Here is an 18,409-nt window from a genome sequence, read left to right on the forward strand (position 1 = left end):
GGCTCGGACAGTTCGAGCCGCATGCGCAGGGAGGGGGCCGTGGCCTTGCGGGCGTGCCTATGATGGCGGATGAACGCCGCCCCCGAATCCGATCTTGCCGCCGGTCCCGTGCAGTCGCCCCATACGCCCTTGCCGGCGTATTACCGGGATGAAGCAGAGCATCAGCGCTTCCTGCGGCGCATCTTCGACGAGACCGCCAGCGACTACGACCGCATCGAGCGCGTCCTGGCCCTGGGTACCGGCTCCAGGTACCGGCGAATGGCGCTGCAGCGCGCGGGGCTGCGCCCGGGCGACAAGGTGGTCGATGTCGGCATCGGGACCGGCCTGGTGGCACGCGAGGCATGCGCCCTGATCGGCTCGGCAGGAAGCCTCGTCGGCGTCGACCCGAGTCCCGGCATGCTGGGCCAGGTCGACCTGCGTGGGGTGCAGCTGAAGGTCGGGCGGGCGGAGCAGCTGCCGTGCGAGGACGGCGAGGCCGACTTCCTCAGCATGGGCTACGCGCTCAGGCACGTGTCCGATCTCGGCCGGTCCTTCGCCGAATTCCACCGGGCGCTGCGCCCCGGCGGCCGGCTGCTCATCCTGGAGATCAGCCGTCCCGAGGGCCGCATCGGCAACGCGCTGCTCAAGGCGTACATGCGCACGCTCGTTCCCGTCATCGCACGCGTCGTCGCGCGCCGGCGCAGCACCTCCGAACTGTGGCGCTACTACTGGGACACGATCGAAGCCTGTGTCGCGCCGGCCCAGATCCTCGCGGCGCTGCAGGCGGCCGGTTTCGAGGCGGTGAGCCGGCACACGGAGCTCGGGATCTTCTCCGAGTACAGCGCCCTCAAGCCCGAGGGCCAGGCGCCAGGCTAGCGGGCCGGTGCCGGTTTCAGTCCGCTTTCAGGATCGTCTCGCCGCGCAGTGCGCCCATGTCCCGGATGTTGAAGCGATGGCGCTTCCACCCGGCATAGGTGCGGCGCCAGTTGAGCATGGAGACGACGTAGTAGACCACCTTGAACATCAGCAACGAGCGGCGATAGGCGCGCCCGTGGTGGATGTCGGCGGCCAGCAGGGACATCAGGCCCTGCTTCACCTTGAAGATGTTCTGCGGGTGCATGAACATGTCCCGGATCGTCGGGTTCGTGACACGGTAGATGAACCACGAATAGTCGCGCGGCCCCACGCGCATGCGCTTCTCCAGCGCGGCGCGCGCGGCGGGCAGCTGCTGCGGACGGTCGAGCGCGGTTCGCACCAGCTCTGCGCCATCGAAGGCGCTCTGCATCGCCAGGTAGACGCCGGAGGAGAACATCGGATCGATGAAGGTGAAGGCATCCCCCACCATGAGGTAGCGCTCGCCGGTGGCGTGCGTGCTGGAGTACGAGAAGTTGCCGGTCGCGTGCACCTGGTCGTCGACCAGGCTCGCATCCTTGAGGCGGTCGCGCAGCTCCGGGCACAGGGCGATGGTGTCGAAGAAGTAGTCCTTGAGCGGCTTGTCGCGCGCCTTCAGGTAGTAGGCCCAGCAGACGGCGCCGACGCTGGTCGTGCCATCGGCCAGGGGAATGAACCAGAACCAGCCATGCTCGAACCAGCAGATGCTGATGTTGCCTTCGCGCTTGCCTTCCAGGCGCCGGGCGTTGCGGAAGTGCCCGAAGAGTGCGGTGCTGTTGTGGTCCGGGTTCTTCTTCTTGCACTTCAGCTTGCTGGCCAGGACCGTGTCGCGGCCGCTGGCATCGACGACGAAGCGCGCGCGCCATGTGCGGCTGGCGCCTTCGTCGAGCAGCGCCTGGACCGTGGCACCCGATTCGTCGAAATCGATCTCGCGCACCTTCGCGCCTTCGATCGCCAGCGCGCCGGCCTCGGCGGCATTGCGAAACAGCAGTTCGTCGAGCTCGGAACGGCGAACCTGCCAGGCCGAGTCCTTGGAGGGGTCCCAGCCTTCGGAGAAGTCGACGTAGCTGCAGTAGTCGAGGTCCGGCGGCACGAACTCGATGCCGAACTTCGGCATGCCGATCTTCTGGACCTGCTCGCGCACGCCGAGCTTGTCGAACAGCTCGACATTGCCGGGCAGCAGCGATTCGCCGATGTGGAATCGCGGGTGATGGTCCTTCTCGAGCAGAACCACGTGCCGTCCTTCGCGCGCCAGGAGGGCCGCGATGGTGGAGCCGGCCGGCCCTCCGCCGACGACGAGCACATCGCAATTCTGGATTACCTGCATGAAATGACTTCTCCTTTGGACCAGCGCGCTGGCGAGGTCCGCATTGTGGCGCGCCGCGCGTCAGCAGTTGGACTTGCTCGCGCCAGGTACGCAGGCAGCGTCCTGACGTCGAAGGCACGAGTACTTTGGTAATCCTTCGAGCATGAACACCTCGCGATTGCGTGGCCGTCATCGCAATTTCGTCACGCAGAGGCCGCTTCCGGCGACTCGCACCCGTAGGCCCGAAGACCTTCGTTCAGTATGCTCGCAGGCTCGATGCGTGCTCCAGCTCTTCGCCTCCCTCGCCTGGGCCTTCGCGCCCGGTTGTCGATAGGCATGGTCGCGGTCGTCCTGTCGATCACGCTGGGCGTCATCACCACGGCGCTGTACTTCGTGAAGCGCAACATGCAGGCCGCCATCGCCACCGAGCAGCTGGAGCGGATCTCCGCCATCGCCGAGGCAATGGACCAGAAGTTCCTGAGCCGGCGCACCCTGCTCCAGACCTTCGGCGACAGCGTGGAGGCGCATCAGCTGGCGAACAGCGCGCTGCTGCAGGACTTCATCAGCCAGCACAAGTCCCTGAAGGATGCTTTCGCCAACGTCGCCTTCGTCGACCTCAACGGTGATCTCGTGGCCGGCCTCGGAGGCGCGCTGCGGCCCGGCACGATCAACATCAAGGACCGCGAGTACTTCCAGCAGACGATCGCCCGCAAGGCAGGCGTCATTTCCCAGCCCTACCGCAATCGCCTCAACGGCATGGCCCAGGTGGCCATGACGGAGCCGGTCCTCGACAGGCATGGCGAGGTTCTTTACGTTATCTCCGGCGCCATCAATCTCAGCGAGCACAACTTTCTTGGTGAACTCGCCAAGGTCAAGTTCGGCCAGAGCGGCTACATGTTCATCACGAACACGGAGGGCGTCGTCATCGACGACCCGGACAAGTCCCGGATTCTCCAGCGCGCGGACGCCGAGGGAGGCCGCAATTCCGCGGTCGATCTCGCCATGACCGGATTCGAGGGCGCCATCGAAGCGATGGATCGCACCGGCGTGCAGGGACTTTACGCTTTCAAACGCATCGGCCAGACCAACTGGGTGCTGGGCGGCATCTACCCCAGAGACGAGGCCTTTGCCCAGATCGAGCAGATCGAGCGCTACACATGGGCCGGCGCCCTGCTCCTGACGGTGCTGGTGGGCGGCCTCGCTTTCTTGGTCATGCGCTCTCAGCTCGCGCCCTTGACACGGCTGCGCGAGCACATGCAGGTCTCGCGCACGGTCTCCAGCTACCTTCCCATGACGGAGCTGCCGCCCGAGGACGAGATCGGCGATCTCTCGCGCACCTTCGATTCGCTGATGCTGGAGCGGCAGACGGCTCAGGAGCGGATGAAAGCGAGCGAAAGATTCTTGCGGGACGTGACGGACAACCTGCCGGCCGTGGTCGCCTACTTCGACCGCGATCAGCGCTGCCTCTTCGGCAACAAGGCGGGGCTCAGCATGCGGGGCCGGACGCAGGCCGACATCGGCACCATGACGATGAAGGAGTCGCTGCCGGATGCGGTCTATGAGCAGCTCGTGCCACAGGTTGCCAAGGTGCTGGCGGGCACCCCGACGCGCTGCGAAGGCATCTACGACCGCAACGGCAAGGAAGGCTTCTTCGAGTGCCATCTGGTGCCCGACATCCGCGACGGCATGCAGACCGTCGGCTACTACGTGATGACCTTCGACATCACGCGCCAGAAGGTGGCCGAGCGCGAGCGGGCAGCCGGCGAGGCCCGCATCCGCACCATCACCGACAACCTGCCGGCCCTGGTGTCGCATGTGGACGCCTCCTTGCGCTACACCTTCGTGAACGCCCACGTGCGCGCGCTGCACGACGACGCCGAACTGGTGGGTCGGCTCCTGGCCGACGTTCGCGGCATCGAGGATTTTCGAATGGTCGAGCCCTATGTGCAGCGCGTGCTCGCGGGGGAAACGGTGACCTTCGAGAAAACCGGCTACAGCACGCGTGGAACCAGCGAGAACTGGTACCAATCCCACTACATCCCCGACACCGATGCGCAGGGCGTCGTGCGGGGCTTCTATGCGATGACTTTCGATGTGACCGAACGCAAGCGCGCCGAGATCCGCAGCGTCGAGAGCGAGCAGCGCCTGCGCGGGCTGACCGACAACGTGCCGGCGCTGCTGACCGAGCTCGATCGCGACGAACGGGTGGTCTTCTGCAATGGCCGCTACGAGAGCTGGCTCGGCATCCCGCCGGCGTCGATCATCAATCGGCCCATCCGCGAAGCCGTCGGCGAGGCGCACTACGAGATGCGCAAGCCGCTGCTGGAGCGCGCATTCGCCGGCGAGGTGGTGTCCTTCGAACAGACCGCCAAGCTGCTGGTCGGCGAGCGAACGTTGCAGACCACCTACCTGCCGCAGCGGAATGCACAGGGCGAGGTCGTCGGGCTGTACGTCCTGGCCAACGACGTCAGCGACCTCAAGCAAAAGCAGATGCAGCTGGACACGCTGGCGCGCGAAGATGCGCTCACCGGCCTGCCGAACCGAAGGTCGTTCGAGCAGCGCGTGCGCGAAGCCTTGGCCAAGACCCGGCGATCCGGCATCCCGATCTGTCTCATGTTCCTGGACATCGATTACTTCAAGTCGATCAACGATTCGCTGGGCCATGCGGCGGGCGATGCGGTGCTCAAGGAGTTCGGCCGCCGCCTTCAGCAAAGCGTTCGCGAGACGGACATGGCGGCGCGCTATGCAGGCGACGAGTTCGTGATCCTTCTCGAACGCGTTGCCGATGCCCATGAAGCGCAGCGGGTGGCCGACAAGGTGCTGGCGGCGATGCGCCCCGCCTTCGTCCTCCCCGCCCGCAGCATGCAGGTGACGACCAGCATCGGCATCGCGATTTCGGAGGAAGAGGATGAGGATTTCGCATCCTTGATGGCCACCGCCGACTCGGCCCTGTACGCAGCCAAGAAGGACGGGCGGAACCGCTTCATGATGGCGGCCTCGAGATCCGTGGCCCGGCATGATTCTGCGTGGCCTCGCAAGGAATCTCTGGCGCGATGAAACCCCAAAGCGCCAGCGACGCCCCCATGCCCGCCATTGGGCCGGCGTTCACGATCGCGTTCCAGCCGATCGTGGACCTCGATGTCAGGGAGGTGTTCGCGCACGAGGCGCTTGTGCGTGGCGTTCGCGGGGAAGGCGCGCTCGAGGTGCTCGGCAAGGTGCAGGCGCATCACCGCTTTGCCTTCCACGAGGCCTGTCGCGTGAAGGCGATCGAGATGGCGTCGATGCTCGGCATGGAATCGCGGCTCAGTCTCAACGTCGATCCCAACGACATTGCGGGGCCGGCGCAGTGCTTCCACAGCGCCATACGCGCGGCCGAGCTGGCGCAATTTCCGGTCGACCGCCTGATGTTCGAGCTCACCGAAAGCGAGCCCGTCGCCGACCTGGCCGCGCTGGCCACCACCTTCAATGCTTTCGACGGCCTTGGCTTCACCTCCGCCATCGATGACTTCGGGGCTGCTTATGCAGGTTTCGAACTGCTGGCGGCCTTCCAGCCCGATGTCGTCAAGCTCGACATGAGCTTCGTTCGGGACGTCCATCGCAATGCCGTGCGCTTCGCCATCGTGAAGGGCATTGTCGCGATCTGCGCAGAGCTGCGGATTCGGGTGGTCGCAGAAGGCGTGGAACACCCGCAAGAGGTCCAAGCGCTTCGCGGGCTCGGCGTGCGCCTGTTCCAGGGCTTCCTGTTCGCGGCGCCCGGCATCGGCGTGCTGCCGGCGGTGGCCTGGAACGCGGTCTGACCGTCCACCCTCACCGGGTACCGCCGCCCGCCGGCTCCCCGGGACCGACCCGGCTTACGGCTTCGTGTCCGCGTCCTGGTTCCGGAACGCCGCTTCTCCGGCCTCCGACACCTCGACCCACTTCTTGTCCGGCGCTGCGTCTGCGTCGTAGTTGTCGTGCCAGTTCCACCACTTGTAGGTCGGCGTCTGGGGATAGCCCTCGGGCGAGTCTTCCCAGACCTCCTGGCGGCCGAGCGGCGTGATGTCGAGGTAGTTCCAGGTGCCCCCCATCTGCTCGTCGCCACGGTTGTTGGTGAAGTAGGTGCGGAACACGCGGTCCCCATCGCGGTAGAACACGTTCGTGCCGTGCCACTCGTCCACGCCGAAGTCGGCGTCGAAGCGGTCGGTGAGACTGAACCACGGGATCTCCCAGCCCATCCGTGCCTTCAGCCGCACGATGTCCGGCTGAGGCGCACGCGAGACGAAGACGAGGGTGGTGTCGCGGGCGTTCAGGTGGGCGACGTGGGCGACCTGGTCGGCCACCATGGAGCAGCCGCGGCAGGCGTGATCGGGCCAGCCGAACACGCCCGGCTCGAAGAAGGCGCGATAGACGATCAACTGACGCCGCCCGTCGAACAGGTCCGGCAGGCTGGCCTTGCCCGCGGGCCCCTCAAAGGCATAGGCCTTCTCCACGGCCATCCACGGCATGCGCCGGCGTTCTGCGGCCAAGGCATCGCGGGCGCGGGTCTGGGCCTTTTCCTTCACGAGCAGTTTCTTGTGGGCTGCTTCCCATTCCTGCGGCGACACGACCGGTGGTGTGTGCATGGCAGTCTGCCCACCGCGGCCTCCGCTTTCTGTTGGCTTGGTCGTCATGGCTGAATCTCCTGGTTGGGGAATTCCTGCGCTCCCTGGCTGGAGCGCAATTCCGATTGCTGCGCATCGCTCGTCGATGGCTGGGAGGCAGTTTGGCACCGGGGATCGAACGCCGGGGAGTAACAAGTGTGGCGCCATTCCCGTGAGTGATTGACCCGGGCCAGGTGGCGCTGCGCGGGCATTCGCCCCCTCCCCTCCCCTGCCGTTGCGTCGATTAGTGAGCGATCACTCTCGCGAGCATCGTTCAATGGCGCGCCAAGCGAAATCCTCAGGGCGAGTCGAACAGTTGGCGATCCACCTTCCAGTCCGGACCGTAGGTGGCATCGGCATAGGCGTACACGACGGCGGACCCCAGCAGCCCGTGGAGCACATCGCCCTGGGCGGCGCGGCGGCTGATGACGGCGTTCAACGCCCCTTTGCGGGCCAGGTCGTGCAGCGCCTGGTCGACCCAGCGCTTCAGCTGAGCCGGTTCCAGGGCTGCGACCTCCTGCTTCATCGCCTGAATCTGCTCCCGCAGATAGCTGGAGCCTTCCAGGCCCGCCACGGGACCGACGGGCCGGGAGGCCGGCGTGGGAGCCGTTGCATGGGGCGCGGGCGCGCGGGACGGCTCCGGGGGGCTCTCCTGGGCCGGCGGCTCGTTGCGCAGCAGCGATCGCAGGTAGGAAAAGGCGTTATCGATCGTGCGCAGCGTCTTGTTGGCGGCTCTGCGCTCGAGCACGTCGATCTGGCTGCGCACCCGCTCGTCGCCGAACTCCTTGATGAGGCCCTCCAGCTTGATCTCGCGGATGCCGAGCGTTTCGGCGCGCAGCACCAGCGTGGCGTCCACGGGCTCGCTCGATGCCGGCCGTGCCGGGGCGGCCTGGCGCTTCTTGCGCACCGCGAACTGGACTTCGGTGATCACCCGGCCCTGCTTGTGCTCGATGAGGTCGATGTCGAGGTCGGTCTCGGCGTTGATCTCGGCGACCGCGTCCTTCACGCGTTCGTTCTTGAATTTACGCCACTCGCGCCGCTCGGCGCCCGGCCCGTTGCTCAAGGCGTCGACCCACCAGGCCACGGGCTTGCGGCTGGTGACGCCGCTGGGGTTCTCCCGGTAGCGCGCACAGATCTCGTAGAGTGCGACCGCCGTGTAGGAGCCCAGCTTCGCCAGCACGTCAAGGTCGATGCGCGCCCAGCGCTGCGGCTCGCGCAAGGCGGCCATGATCGTCGGCGGATAGGACCAGCTCACCCAGTTCTCGCCGCGGCGCAGCTCGAGCGCCACCTCCGAGAGCATCGAGAAGCCGCGCCACTTGACGCCATCGCCCGGCGCGGTCGATTCCCAGTCCACCTCCAGGCTGCGCATCTCGATCAGGTATTTCTTGGCCGCGGTGCGCTCGCTGCCGCTCGAGCCGGTGGTCCGGAGGACGGCGGCGAGCGGGGCCTCGAACATGAAGTCGGCCGCCGGCATGCCGGGCAGGGCGACCAGCCGGGTCTGGGCGATCTGGAGCAAGGCGCTGTAGATGCGCCGGCCGGTCAGGGTGACGCGGGCCGAACGAGGCATCATGACGATCATCTCGTGCGGCTTCCTGAGCTCCAGCACGTCGTCGACGGCGTGGCTCGTGCTCGGCTTTTCGAGGCTGACTTCGGTGCTCCGTGGGCTCATCTTGGGCGCCAATGTTATGTCCAAGCGGCGCTGGACACAAGCGCTCCTCGCACCGCCAGACCCAAGCCGATCAAAACCTGGACACTTTGGAACACGCGGTGCCAGCGGGCCCGATCAAAACCTGGACACTTGAGTGCGCCGAGCAGTTCAACGCTCCGGCTGCGGCGATTAGAAGCCGGACACTCAGCCGCTCCTACCGCTCCAAGCTAGCACTCGGTCCCGATTAAAAGCCGGACAATCGCCGCCTGCTTGCACGCAGGCGTCGATCCGGGGCTGTGGATAAGCCGCGCGAGGCATACCGAGCGAAGGCTGGACAGCCGCCGATGAAAGCCCGGACGGATCCGATTGAGAGTTGGACAGAAGCGATTAAAAGCTGGACGCTTGTGACTGGGATCGCTTACTAACCTGTTGATTTAATTGAAGAATTTTGCACTTGCCGACCGCTTAATCTCTTGAAGGTATTGAAGTTCTTCCTTAATCTCGGAAGACTCTTGAGAAAAGGACCCCAAAACCGGCTGGACAAGCCCGTCTGCGCGCGATGGATCGACGGTCCTTCGTTTTTCTGAGGGTGATAGGCATAATCGCACGACTCACCAACTTTCAAGGCAGATTTCGTGGACATCAAGCAGACCATACGTCGTCAGAACCTGGAAGACATCGAGCAGCAAGCGCACAAGATCGCCGGCATGATGGACCGGATCCGCTCCGCCATGTTGGCACCCACCGCAGTCAAGACGGCGCCGACCTTGAAGGCGGTGCAGCTGGCGGATCTGTGCGGCGTGGACAAGTCGAAGATTGCCTATCGCGTGACCCGGGGCGGCCTGCCGGCCGGCGAGATTCACGGCAACAGCCGGGAGTGGACGATGGCCGAGGCCCAAGCATGGGCCCGGGAGTTGCGTGCCGAGCATCTGCGCCCCGGCGGCGCGGCGGGCATCACGATCACGGTGGCCAACTTCAAGGGAGGCGTCGCCAAAACCACCTCGGCGGTCACGTTGGCGCAAGGACTGTCCATGCGTGGCCATCGGGTCCTGTTGGTGGACCTCGATCCCCAGGGCTCGGCGACGACGCTGTTCGGCGTGTTGCCGGACGCAGAGGTCGAGACCGAGCACACGGCGATGTCGCTCTTCACGGGTGAGCAGGAAAATCTGAAGTACGCGATCCGCCCCACTTACTGGCCGTCCATCGACCTGGTGTGCGCGGCCCCCCTGCTCTACGGCGCCGAGTTCCACTTGCCGGCGCGCCAGGCCCGCGATCCGGGCTTTGAATTCTGGCGCGTGCTCGACCGCGGCCTCGATCTCTCGCGGGAGGATTACGACGTCATCGTGGTCGACACCCCGCCATCCTTGAGCTACGTGACGATCAATGCGCTCATGGCGGCCGACGGGGTCATCATGCCCCTGCCCCCATCGGCACTGGACTTTGCGAGCTCGGCGCAATTCTGGGACCTGTTCTCGGACTTGTGCAACCAACTGGTTCGCAGCCGCGGCAAGGACAAGAGCTTCGAGTTCATCGATGTGCTGCTGTCGCGCGTCGAGGCATCGGACACGGCGAGCTCGGTGGTCCGGCAGTGGGTCCTGGAAGGTTATGGCGACAAGGTGCTGCCCATTGAGATCCCCAAGACGGCCGTGGCGGCGACGGCCAGTGCGGAGTTCGGCACGGTCTACGACCTGCCGCGCGGTTCGGTGAATTCGAAGACCTTCTCCCGCGCGCGTGTTGCCTACGACCGGATGTGCGAGCTGATCGAGCAGCAGATCGAAGCCGTGTGGGCGCGGCAGGTGGCGGAACGCCAAATCTTGGAAACGGCGGTCTGACATGGGTTTGAAAGACAAAGCCTCGAAGATCGACTTCGCATCCATCATGCCGGCGCCGCAGCCGGTGCCTGATGCGGCAAAGCCGAAGACGGCGCCGGGCGCGATGATGGCGTTCGCCAACGACCAGCGTTCGGAGTTGCTGCGCGAGAACGAAGAGCTGCGGACCCGGGCCGCGCAGATCGGCGAGCTGGAAGGGCGCCTGAGCGAAGTCAGCGCCGAGCTCCGCACCTGGGATGGGGCCCTGCCGGCCCGATCGATCGACACCTCGGAGATCGCTCGCAGCGAGTTCGCCAACCGGCACGAGTCGGCGTTCGTGGGCAAGGCCTTCGAGGACTTCAAGCGCGAGATCCAGGAAGCGGGCCGCAATTCGCAGCCGATCAAGGTGCGCGCGATCGCCAGACCGGGCGAGGGCCCGAAGTACGAGCTGGTCTTCGGTCATCGGCGCTACGAGGCCTGCCGCCAGCTCGGCATCCCGGTCTGGGCAGTGGTCGAGAACCTGGACGATCGCGCGCTGGTGGAGGAAATGGATCGGGAGAACCGGGGCCGTGCCGACCCGTCGCCATGGGAGCAAGGCATGACCTACCTGCGCGCGCTCGAAAGGGGCGTCTACCCGTCGAACCGGCAGATGGCGGCCGCGTTGGGGGTCGACATCAGCAATTTGGGCAAGGCATTGGCGCTGGCGCGGCTGCCCGAGGCCGTGGTCGCTGCCTTTCCGACGCCGCAATCGATTCAGTTGGCCTGGGCCACGGAACTCGGAAGGGCTTTTCAGGAAGACGAGGCCGGCCTGGTCGCGCGCGCGCAGGCGCTGGTGGCAGACAAGAGTGTTCATTCGGCGAAGAGCGTGTTCGCACGCCTGGTGTCTGCGCCGGCCCCGTCGGGCGCGGCGTCGCCGCCCATGGCGCAGGCAAGTCATGCCTTGAAGCACGCCAACCAGAAGGTGGGCGCCGTGAAGTTCGATGCACTCGGACGCCCCTCGATCCGGCTGTCTGTCAAACTGTCCGAGCAGCAGCAGCAAGCATTGCTGAAGGCCATGCAGGGATTCGTCGACTCGCTCTGATGGCACCTGAGGCGCGCTGACAAAAAGGGGTAGTTTCAAACTACCCCCTTTTTTTTGCTTCACCACCTATGCGCCTGACGGCGCCGCCCTCCGGGCTCTCTCGATCGCGCGCACCCTTCGCAGAGTGCCTCTCGGAAGGGGGTGGTTTCAAACTACCCCCGCTTCGGCGGCTGGCGTGCTGTCTGCCCTGCGCACAAGCTCACCGTCATTTGGCACTTCCCGCTTCGATACGCTGCAGCGCCCCGAGGATTTCGCTCAGTGTGGACTTCATGACGCCCATGTCCCGGTCTCGTCTCGCCTCCACCAGCGGATCGCCCGCGCCCGGCACCGCCGCCGACAGCGCTTCCTTCGCGCGGCTTACGGCCTCGTCAAGACGCGTGATGAGGTTGTTACGCAGCGCGGAAAACTGAGCAACCTCCTTCTTGAGGGCGCCGACCTCCTGAGTGAGCAGGGCCAGCTGCCGCTCGATCTCCTGGAATGCAGGGGCGTGCACAGACGCGCTCGCGCCGTCGTCCTGCGTCCTCTCCGCAGGCATCCCCGATGCAGGCATGACGTGCGTGATGGCCGACCGGAGATGGTCTGCGGTCCTGGCGACTACCAGTTCCAGGACGGCTTGGGGGTCGGATTCGCTCAAAAAAGGCCATAGTTCGTACACGCGGCGGATGGCCAAGGCCGTGTGCAGGCTCAGTCCGGGGCGGCCGGCCCGCCGCGGGCGCTGCAGCACGGTGTGCGTCCAAGCGGATGACGCCGTGCTCGCATGTACTTCCTCCTCGGTCGCAATGCACGACCTGAACGCACCGGCTGCGCTCCATTTCTTGAGGGAGGACTCGGCCGGCGCCCTGACCCCATGAACGAGCGTCAGGATGCGCGCCAGTTCGGCCAGCGTGCAGATGGGTGGCCATCCCAGCGTGTTGGATGCAGGGGAGGGGAGCGCCCCCTTGCTTTGAGCGGCGGTTGCTAGGTGTTCTTCCACAACGTGGGCCTCGCTCGGTGATGGGTAGTTTGGTTACTCAATAGCCGAATTATCTGCTCAACCTCGATAATCTTTCAAGAGTTGCCTCTAAGCTGTTGATTTTCGTGAAACATCGATGCAGCTCGTCGGCAGAAAATCATGCTAAGTCCTTGTCAACAAACAACAAAACTTGACGCTACCAAATGTCGTGAAACACTGGCAGAACGCAATTCCCTAGCGGGGGTGCTCAAGCCAGCGCAGGAAAAGCCGGGAGCGGCCGGCCCGCGGCCCGGGCGTGCCAGCGGTCAAGCGCAACAGGGCCGCGCAGCTCTTTCACATCTTCCCCATCAAGCCGGAACTGTCCAGCTTTTGATCGGGCAGCTTCGACATGCCACCTTTCGGACGCCGCCGCAGCCGACGATGTTGACGGCTCCGATCCGCAGCGCGCGCCCGCACCGAGGGAACAGGCAGTCGGACCGCCATGGCGGTGACTTCGGAACAGCGAGTGGTTCGTTGACCAACATGGAGAAGAGGCTTGGACGGGGAGGGTGGGCGTGCGCCGCCCAAGCTGAACTGTCCAGCTTTTAATCGGCATCCTCGACGCAGTGCGCGCCGCTGAAATCGCTCCTAGTAGCGCAGGCGCGCGTGCCAGGTCTTCTGCGCCGCCTCGCGCGCCTGGTCCAGGGTGTGAATTCCCTGCGCCGCCAGCAAGGGGATCAGCCGCAGGAAGATCTCCGCGGTCAGCAGCGCATCGCCCAGCGCGGTGTGCCGGCCGAGCACCGGGATGCCCAGGCGTGCCGCGATGGCCTCCAGCTCATGCGAAGCCTGCCGCGGGCTGGCCACCTCCGACAGCAGCAGCGTGTCCAGCACCGGCTGCTCGAAGCGCACGCCGGTGGCGGCTTCCTTCATCTGCAGGAAGCGCATGTCGAAGGCGGCGTTGTGGGCCACCAGCACGGTGTCGCTGACGAAGGCGTGGAAGACCGGCAGCACCTGCGCGATGCCGGGCTGGCCGGCGACCATCGCGGGCGTAATGCCGTGGATGGGGATGCCCGCCGCCGGGATGCTCCGACCGGGATCAACCAACTGCTCGAAGCACTCCTGCCGCAGCACCTTGCCGTTGACGATGCGCGCCGCGCCGATCTGCAGGATCTCGTCGCCCTGCATGGGATCGAGGCCGGTGGTCTCGGTGTCGAACACGGTGTAGGCCAGGTCGACCAGCCGCCGCTCGCCGAGCTCGCGGGCCTGCGCGCCGGTGCGAAACAGGTCGAAGTCGTAGTACTCGGGCCGGCTGTCGCTGCGCAGCACCGCGGCGGCCTCCAACTGCTCCTGCGGCTGGGCCGGCGGCAGCAGGAAACGGAAGAAGGATTCCTGCCGCGCGCGCTCGCGCTGGAACCAGAACGCGCCGCCGTGGCGCTCGGCCACGTCGCGCACCGACAGCGGGCTGGCTTCGCCGCCCACCGTCATCGGGCTGGACTCCCAGCCCATGGCCGTCTCGGTGCTGATCGGCGTGCCATGCCACACCAGGTCGAGGAGGGCGTGCTCGCCTTCGCGCCGCAGGCGCAGCTGCACGCGGCCAACGGCGAATTCCTCCCCCAGGCGGGTTGCCAGCGAGGCCAGCACCTGCAGCAGCGCATAGCTGTCGACCCGCAGCCACAGGCCGGGGTCGACCTCGGCCGCGCTGGCGCGCACCTGCGAGCGCGCCTCGATGTGGCGCAGCGCGGCCTGCACCAGGTCGGCGCCGAGCATCTCCTCGAGCGGCCAGCGCGTCTTCAGGCTCTCGCTGGCGCTTGCTGCGAGCGACTCGATGCGTGAGGTCATCGAGCGCACTTCCTCGCGTACCACGCGCAGGAAGCGCTCGCGCGCGGGCGCATCCAGGTCCGGCAGCTCCAGCATGTCGACCGCCGCCTGCAGGCTGCCCAGGGACGAGCGGCTGCCTTCGGTCAGCGCATGCAGCAGTTGGTCTCGCTCGGAGTCGTGCTCGAACTCGCGCGTGATGTTGTGCAGCATCAGCACGAAGCCCGAGAGCTGCGCGGCATGCCCCGGTGCCGCGGACGGGTCGCGCACCGGCGCCATCTGCACGCGCAGCAACTGGCCGGCGCGGGAGCTGGTGACGAACTGCGCCGCCGGCTGGGCCGCACCGTTCTGCAGGCGCTGCTGCACGCTCTCCAGCGCGTGGGCGACGAGCTGGCGATCGAACACGGCGTAGATGGAGCGACCCAGCCCGACCAACTCGGCGCCGCCGGTCGGCGAGAGTGCCCGAAACTGCAGCCGCGCGCGCGCGTTGTAGAGCAGGATGCGGCCATCCAGATTGCACACGATCACGCTCTGCGTCAGCTCGGACATCAGCGCCGCGAGACGGCTGCGTTCGTGCTCGATGCCGCGTGCTGCCTCCTGCACCTTGGCATCGATGTCGGCGCGCAGGGCGTCGCGCTGGCGGGCGAGCCCTTCGGCAACTTCGGCCAGCGCCCGCGCGCCCGCTGCGCACGGCGCCGCAGCGGGCAGGGGCTGCTCCCGCACGGCATGGCCGACGGCCAGCAGGGCCTGGGCGGCCTCGGCCAGCCGGGCCGGCTGCCTCACCCAGATCGCATGGGCGCGACGCGCCAGTGCGCCCAGCGCGACAGCCAGTACCGCCCACGCCAGCAGCAGCAACGCGGCGCGCGGCGCCAGCATCGCGGCCAAGGCCGCGCGCTCCGCCGGCGCCAGCGTGGCGGCCAGCATGGCGCCGAGCCCGAGGCCGGCGAGCGCCAGCACCGCACCGGGCGCCAGCACGGCGGCGAGTTCGCCCGCGTCGGCCTTCATGGCAACAGCATCCGGCGCACGCGCTCGGCCAGCTCTCGGGTCGAGAAGGGCTTCGTCATGTAGGCATCGGCTCCCAGGGCCAGGCCTTTCGCGACGTCGGTCTCGCGGCCCTTGGCCGTGAGCATGAGGATCCGGGTCCCGGCAAGGGCCTCGTCAGCACGCACCGCCTGCAGCACCTCCAGCCCGGAGCGCAGCGGCATCATGACGTCCAGCAGCACCAGGTCGGGCCGCAGGCGCCGGATGGCCTCCAGCGTCTCCTGGCCGTCGCGTGCGATGCTCACGTCGTAGCCTTCGCGCTTCATCAGGAATTCGAGCGAGATGACGATGTTGGGCTCATCGTCGGCGATCAGCACCTTGGAGCTCATGGACTTGCCTCCGCGCGTGCGGGCTGGCGCTGCAGGGGAAGCTCGAAGCCGAAACATGCGCCTGGGCCCGATGCCGGCTCGAGCCACATCCGCCCCCCGAAATGCTCGACGATGCGGCGGCTGATCGGCAGGCCCAGGCCGGTTCCCTGCGGCCGATGCCCGGCATCGCCGCCCTGCCGGAATTTCTCGAACACCAGCGCCTGCTGCCCGGGCGGGACGCCGGGGCCGTTGTCGCGCACGGTGCAGACGACCCGGCCGCCAGCGGCATGCAGGCTCAGCTCGACATGACCGCTGCCGGAGGGCACGAACTTGGCCGCGTTCGACAGCAGGTTGATCAGCACCTGCGTCAGGCGGTCGGGGTCGGCCTGCAGCCGCGGCAGCGCTTCGGGCAGGTGCAGCGTCACGGTCGCGCCGCGCTCGCGAAACAGTTCCTGCGTGGTCTGCACCGCCTGCCGCGCCAGCGCGCAAAGGTCGACCTCGGTGCTGCGCCATTCGGCCGCGCCGGACTCGATCTTCGCCATGTCCAGCACCTGGTTGACCAGCCGCGTCAGGCGCTCGGTTTCGACCACCACCAGGCCCAGGAAGCGCTGGCGCGGCGCGGGGTCCATGCCGGGGTCGTCGAGCATCAGTTCGGCCAGCGCGCGAATCGAGGTCAGCGGCGTGCGCAGCTCGTGCGTCACCGAGGAAATGAAGTCGTCCTTCAGCCGATCGAGGCTCTTGAGCTGCTCGTTGAGCTCGCTCAGCTCGGCGGTCGCATGCTCCAGCGAGAGAGATTTCTCTTCCAGCGCCCGCGAGTGCGCGCGCAGTGCGGCCGCCTCTCGCGAGGCCTCCTCCAGGATTCGCATCACGTCGTCCAGCTCCAGAGCCTCTTCCTCGACCACCGAGGCCACCATGGCCCGGGCCGAGGCGCTGCCGATGGCGCCCGCGAGCTGCCGTTCGACGAACTGCACCAGCCGTGCATCGGCAACGATCTGCTGCGGCCCGGCCAAGCCGTTGCGCCGCGCATAGTCGTGCAGCAGTTTTTCCGTGCCGTCCACGCCCAGGAAGCGGGTGGCCAGCCGGCGGAGGTCGGCCAGCCTCGCGGTGCCGCGCCAGAACACCGGGCCGGTGTCGGCGGCATGGTCCGCGCCGCGCTCGAACACGTCGACGAAGGTCAGCGCTTGGCTCGTCTCGCGCGCCGACGGGCGGCCCAGGAGCGAGACGCCGAAGTAGAGAACGCAGTTGACCAGCAGGCTCCAGAACAGCGCGTGCGTCAGGTTGTCCAGCCCCTCCAGGCCCAGCAACTGCTCGGGCCGCAGCCAGGCGATGCCGAACGGCCCCTCGGCGATGAACCGGGCCGGGATCCAGCCCGACTTGGCGATCGAGGGCAGCATCAGCGTCCAGGCCCACAGCGCGAAGCCCGCGCCCAGGCCGGCCAGCGCACCGAGGCGGGTGCCGCCTTTCCAGTACATGCCTGCCAGCATCGGCGGCGCGAACTGCGCGACGGCGGCAAAGCTGATCAGCCCGATGCTCACCAGCGCATAGTCTTCACCGGCGATGCGGTAGTAGAGGTAGCCCAGCAGCAGGAGCGCCACGATCACCGCCCGGCGCACGCCCAGCAGCACGCCGCTGAGGTCGCGCGCGCTGCGCAGGCCGGCCCGCAGCAGCAGAGGCATCACGAGGTCGTTGCAGACCATGGTGGAGACCGCGATGGCCTCCACGATCACCATCCCGGTGGCCGCCGAGAGTCCGCCGATGAAGGCGGCGAGCGCCAACCCGGGCTGGCCGGCTGCCAGCGGCAGCGAGAGCACGAAGGTCTCGGGGTTCTCGCTGCCGCCCTGGAAGTGCAGAAGGCCGCCCAGCGCGATCGGCAACACGAACAGGTTGATCAGCAGCAGGTACAGCGGGAACGCCCAGGTGGCGCGCCGCAGGTGGCGCTCGTCGACGTTTTCCACCACCATCATCTGGAACTGCCGAGGCAGAAAGAGCACCGACAGCATTGCGAGCAGCGTCAGCGCAAACCATTGGCCCCCCGCGAAACCGCCGGCGGCGCCACTTCCGAGACCCAGCAGCGGCGCCAGCTCGGCCCGGGCCGCGGCGCGGCCGAACAGGTCGGCGGGCCCGTCGAACAGGCCCCAGGTGACGAAGGCACCGACGGCCAGGAAAGCCAGCAGCTTCACCAGCGACTCGAAGGCGATCGCCGCCACCATGCCCTCGTGGCGCTCGGTGGTGTCGAGATGGCGCGCCCCGAAGGCCACCGTGAAACCGGCCAGCACCAGCGCGATGTAGAGCGTGCTGTCGCGCCACCAGGCCAGCGGCTGCGCGGGGGCATCGACCAGCAGCGCGTAGCCGCTCGCGATCGCCTTGAGCTGCAGTGCCACGTAGGGCAGGATGCCCACCACCGCAATCAGCGTCACCAGCATCGCCAGCAGCGGACTCTGGCCGTGCCGGCTGGCAATGAAGTCGGCGATGGAGGTGATGCGGTGGGTGCGCGCGATGCGGATCATCTTGCGCAGCACCGTCCAGGCCATCAGCATCGCGAGCGTCGGGCCGAGGTAGATCGGCAGGAACCACAGCCCCGACGAGGCGGCGCGTCCGATGCTGCCGAAGTAGGTCCAGGCGGTGCAGTAGACGCCGATCGACAGGGTGTAGACCCAGGGGCTGCCGATCAGCGAACGCCCTTCGCGCGCCCGGCGGTCGCCGACATGCGCGATCGCAAACAGCAGTGCCAGGTAGCCGAACGCGGCAAGGACGACGACGGGCGCGGCAGGCATGTCAAGGCTCGCCGGGTGCCTCGGCAACCCATGCGGCCAGTGCGATCAGCCCGGCCCAGCCGGCGAAGAGCGCCAACGGCATCAACGGCACTCCCCACAGCATGACCGGGCGATCCCAGAGCGTGAGCAGCGGCACGTTGAGCAGCAGCCAGCCGAGCGCGAACAGGCCGAACAGGCGTTGGGGCTTGGAGCCTTCGGACATGCGTGC

Annotated in this window: 13 protein-coding genes; 5 read left to right on the forward strand and 8 right to left on the reverse strand. The window is 67.1% G+C overall.

The features are described 5' to 3' along the window. The first annotated feature begins 69 nt into the window (after positions 1 to 69). Positions 70 to 855 carry a class I SAM-dependent methyltransferase gene (locus AC3A6Y_RS22170; RefSeq protein WP_487870376.1) on the forward strand — a complete coding sequence of 262 codons (786 nt, stop codon included), beginning with the start codon at positions 70 to 72 and terminating at the stop codon, positions 853 to 855. A 16-nt stretch (positions 856 to 871) separates the two neighbouring features. Here the strand turns inward: AC3A6Y_RS22170 and AC3A6Y_RS22175 are convergent, their stop codons facing one another. Then, the gene (locus AC3A6Y_RS22175) at positions 872 to 2,197 is read right to left on the reverse strand and encodes an NAD(P)/FAD-dependent oxidoreductase (RefSeq protein WP_487870377.1); all 1,326 of its coding nucleotides are present in this window, start codon (positions 2,195 to 2,197) and stop codon (positions 872 to 874) included. A 315-nt stretch (positions 2,198 to 2,512) separates the two neighbouring features. Between AC3A6Y_RS22175 and AC3A6Y_RS22180 the strand changes: the two genes are divergently transcribed. After that, entirely contained in the window at positions 2,513 to 5,233 is a 2,721-nt protein-coding gene (locus AC3A6Y_RS22180) for a sensor domain-containing diguanylate cyclase (RefSeq protein WP_487870378.1), read from the forward strand. Then, positions 5,230 to 5,973: an EAL domain-containing protein gene (locus AC3A6Y_RS22185; RefSeq protein ID WP_487870379.1), complete on the forward strand. Its 744-nt coding sequence runs from the start codon at positions 5,230 to 5,232 to the stop codon at positions 5,971 to 5,973. Before AC3A6Y_RS22180 ends, AC3A6Y_RS22185 begins: the two co-directional genes overlap by 4 nt. Before the next feature lie 54 nt (positions 5,974 to 6,027). On the opposite strand, the gene AC3A6Y_RS22190 is transcribed toward AC3A6Y_RS22185, so the two are convergent. Further along, positions 6,028 to 6,777, reverse strand: a complete 750-nt coding sequence (locus tag AC3A6Y_RS22190) for a DUF899 domain-containing protein (protein ID WP_487870520.1) — start codon at positions 6,775 to 6,777, stop codon at positions 6,028 to 6,030. A gap of 316 nt (positions 6,778 to 7,093) precedes the next feature. After that, a complete protein-coding gene (locus AC3A6Y_RS22195; protein ID WP_487870380.1) occupies positions 7,094 to 8,464 on the reverse strand; it encodes a hypothetical protein in 1,371 nt (456 codons plus the stop codon). A gap of 614 nt (positions 8,465 to 9,078) precedes the next feature. Here AC3A6Y_RS22195 and AC3A6Y_RS22200 point away from each other — a divergent pair. Together AC3A6Y_RS22200 and AC3A6Y_RS22205 are read left to right on the forward strand one after the other, a co-directional pair. Further along, positions 9,079 to 10,275 (forward strand): ParA family protein, encoded by a 1,197-nt coding sequence (locus AC3A6Y_RS22200; RefSeq protein ID WP_487870381.1) that lies wholly within the window; start codon positions 9,079 to 9,081, stop codon positions 10,273 to 10,275. Between the two features lies 1 nt (position 10,276). Next, positions 10,277 to 11,332, forward strand: a complete 1,056-nt coding sequence (locus AC3A6Y_RS22205; RefSeq protein WP_487870382.1) for a ParB/RepB/Spo0J family partition protein — start codon at positions 10,277 to 10,279, stop codon at positions 11,330 to 11,332. Positions 11,333 to 11,537: 205 nt separating this feature from the next. Here the strand turns inward: AC3A6Y_RS22205 and AC3A6Y_RS22210 are convergent, their stop codons facing one another. From AC3A6Y_RS22210 to AC3A6Y_RS22230, 5 genes are all read right to left on the reverse strand, one after another. After that, the gene (locus AC3A6Y_RS22210; RefSeq protein WP_487870383.1) at positions 11,538 to 12,002 is read right to left on the reverse strand and encodes a hypothetical protein; all 465 of its coding nucleotides are present in this window, start codon (positions 12,000 to 12,002) and stop codon (positions 11,538 to 11,540) included. A gap of 909 nt (positions 12,003 to 12,911) precedes the next feature. Then, positions 12,912 to 15,083, reverse strand: a complete 2,172-nt coding sequence (locus AC3A6Y_RS22215) for a 3'-5' exonuclease (RefSeq protein WP_487870384.1) — start codon at positions 15,081 to 15,083, stop codon at positions 12,912 to 12,914. Then, positions 15,080 to 15,448 carry a response regulator transcription factor gene (locus AC3A6Y_RS22220; RefSeq protein ID WP_487870385.1) on the reverse strand — a complete coding sequence of 123 codons (369 nt, stop codon included), beginning with the start codon at positions 15,446 to 15,448 and terminating at the stop codon, positions 15,080 to 15,082. The genes AC3A6Y_RS22215 and AC3A6Y_RS22220 overlap by 4 nt, the downstream gene beginning before the upstream one ends. Further along, complete coding sequence (locus AC3A6Y_RS22225) at positions 15,445 to 18,201, reverse strand: ATP-binding protein (RefSeq protein WP_487870386.1); 2,757 nt, start codon at positions 18,199 to 18,201, stop codon at positions 15,445 to 15,447. The genes AC3A6Y_RS22220 and AC3A6Y_RS22225 overlap by 4 nt, the downstream gene beginning before the upstream one ends. 1 nt (position 18,202) lies before the next feature. After that, the gene (locus AC3A6Y_RS22230) at positions 18,203 to 18,403 is read right to left on the reverse strand and encodes a hypothetical protein (protein WP_487870387.1); all 201 of its coding nucleotides are present in this window, start codon (positions 18,401 to 18,403) and stop codon (positions 18,203 to 18,205) included. Positions 18,404 to 18,409 lie beyond the last annotated feature (6 nt).

The organism is Variovorax sp. Soil_C_17, from assembly GCF_057657265.1.

What these genes read in the sequence shown, in the direction of transcription:
- AC3A6Y_RS22180 (WP_487870378.1), top strand. Translation starts at nt 2,513, where the DNA reads ATGGTCGCGGTCGTCCTGTCGATCACGCTGGGCGTCATCACCACGGCG.
- AC3A6Y_RS22190 (WP_487870520.1), bottom strand. Translation starts at nt 6,777, where the DNA reads ATGCACACACCACCGGTCGTGTCGCCGCAGGAATGGGAAGCAGCCCAC.
- AC3A6Y_RS22220 (WP_487870385.1), bottom strand. Translation starts at nt 15,448, where the DNA reads ATGAGCTCCAAGGTGCTGATCGCCGACGATGAGCCCAACATCGTCATC.
- AC3A6Y_RS22230 (WP_487870387.1), bottom strand. Translation starts at nt 18,403, where the DNA reads ATGTCCGAAGGCTCCAAGCCCCAACGCCTGTTCGGCCTGTTCGCGCTC.
- AC3A6Y_RS22175 (WP_487870377.1), bottom strand. Translation starts at nt 2,197, where the DNA reads ATGCAGGTAATCCAGAATTGCGATGTGCTCGTCGTCGGCGGAGGGCCG.
- AC3A6Y_RS22185 (WP_487870379.1), top strand. Translation starts at nt 5,230, where the DNA reads ATGAAACCCCAAAGCGCCAGCGACGCCCCCATGCCCGCCATTGGGCCG.
- AC3A6Y_RS22205 (WP_487870382.1), top strand. Translation starts at nt 10,277, where the DNA reads ATGGGTTTGAAAGACAAAGCCTCGAAGATCGACTTCGCATCCATCATG.
- AC3A6Y_RS22215 (WP_487870384.1), bottom strand. Translation starts at nt 15,083, where the DNA reads ATGAAGGCCGACGCGGGCGAACTCGCCGCCGTGCTGGCGCCCGGTGCG.
- AC3A6Y_RS22170 (WP_487870376.1), top strand. Translation starts at nt 70, where the DNA reads ATGAACGCCGCCCCCGAATCCGATCTTGCCGCCGGTCCCGTGCAGTCG.
- AC3A6Y_RS22225 (WP_487870386.1), bottom strand. Translation starts at nt 18,201, where the DNA reads ATGCCTGCCGCGCCCGTCGTCGTCCTTGCCGCGTTCGGCTACCTGGCA.
- AC3A6Y_RS22195 (WP_487870380.1), bottom strand. Translation starts at nt 8,464, where the DNA reads ATGAGCCCACGGAGCACCGAAGTCAGCCTCGAAAAGCCGAGCACGAGC.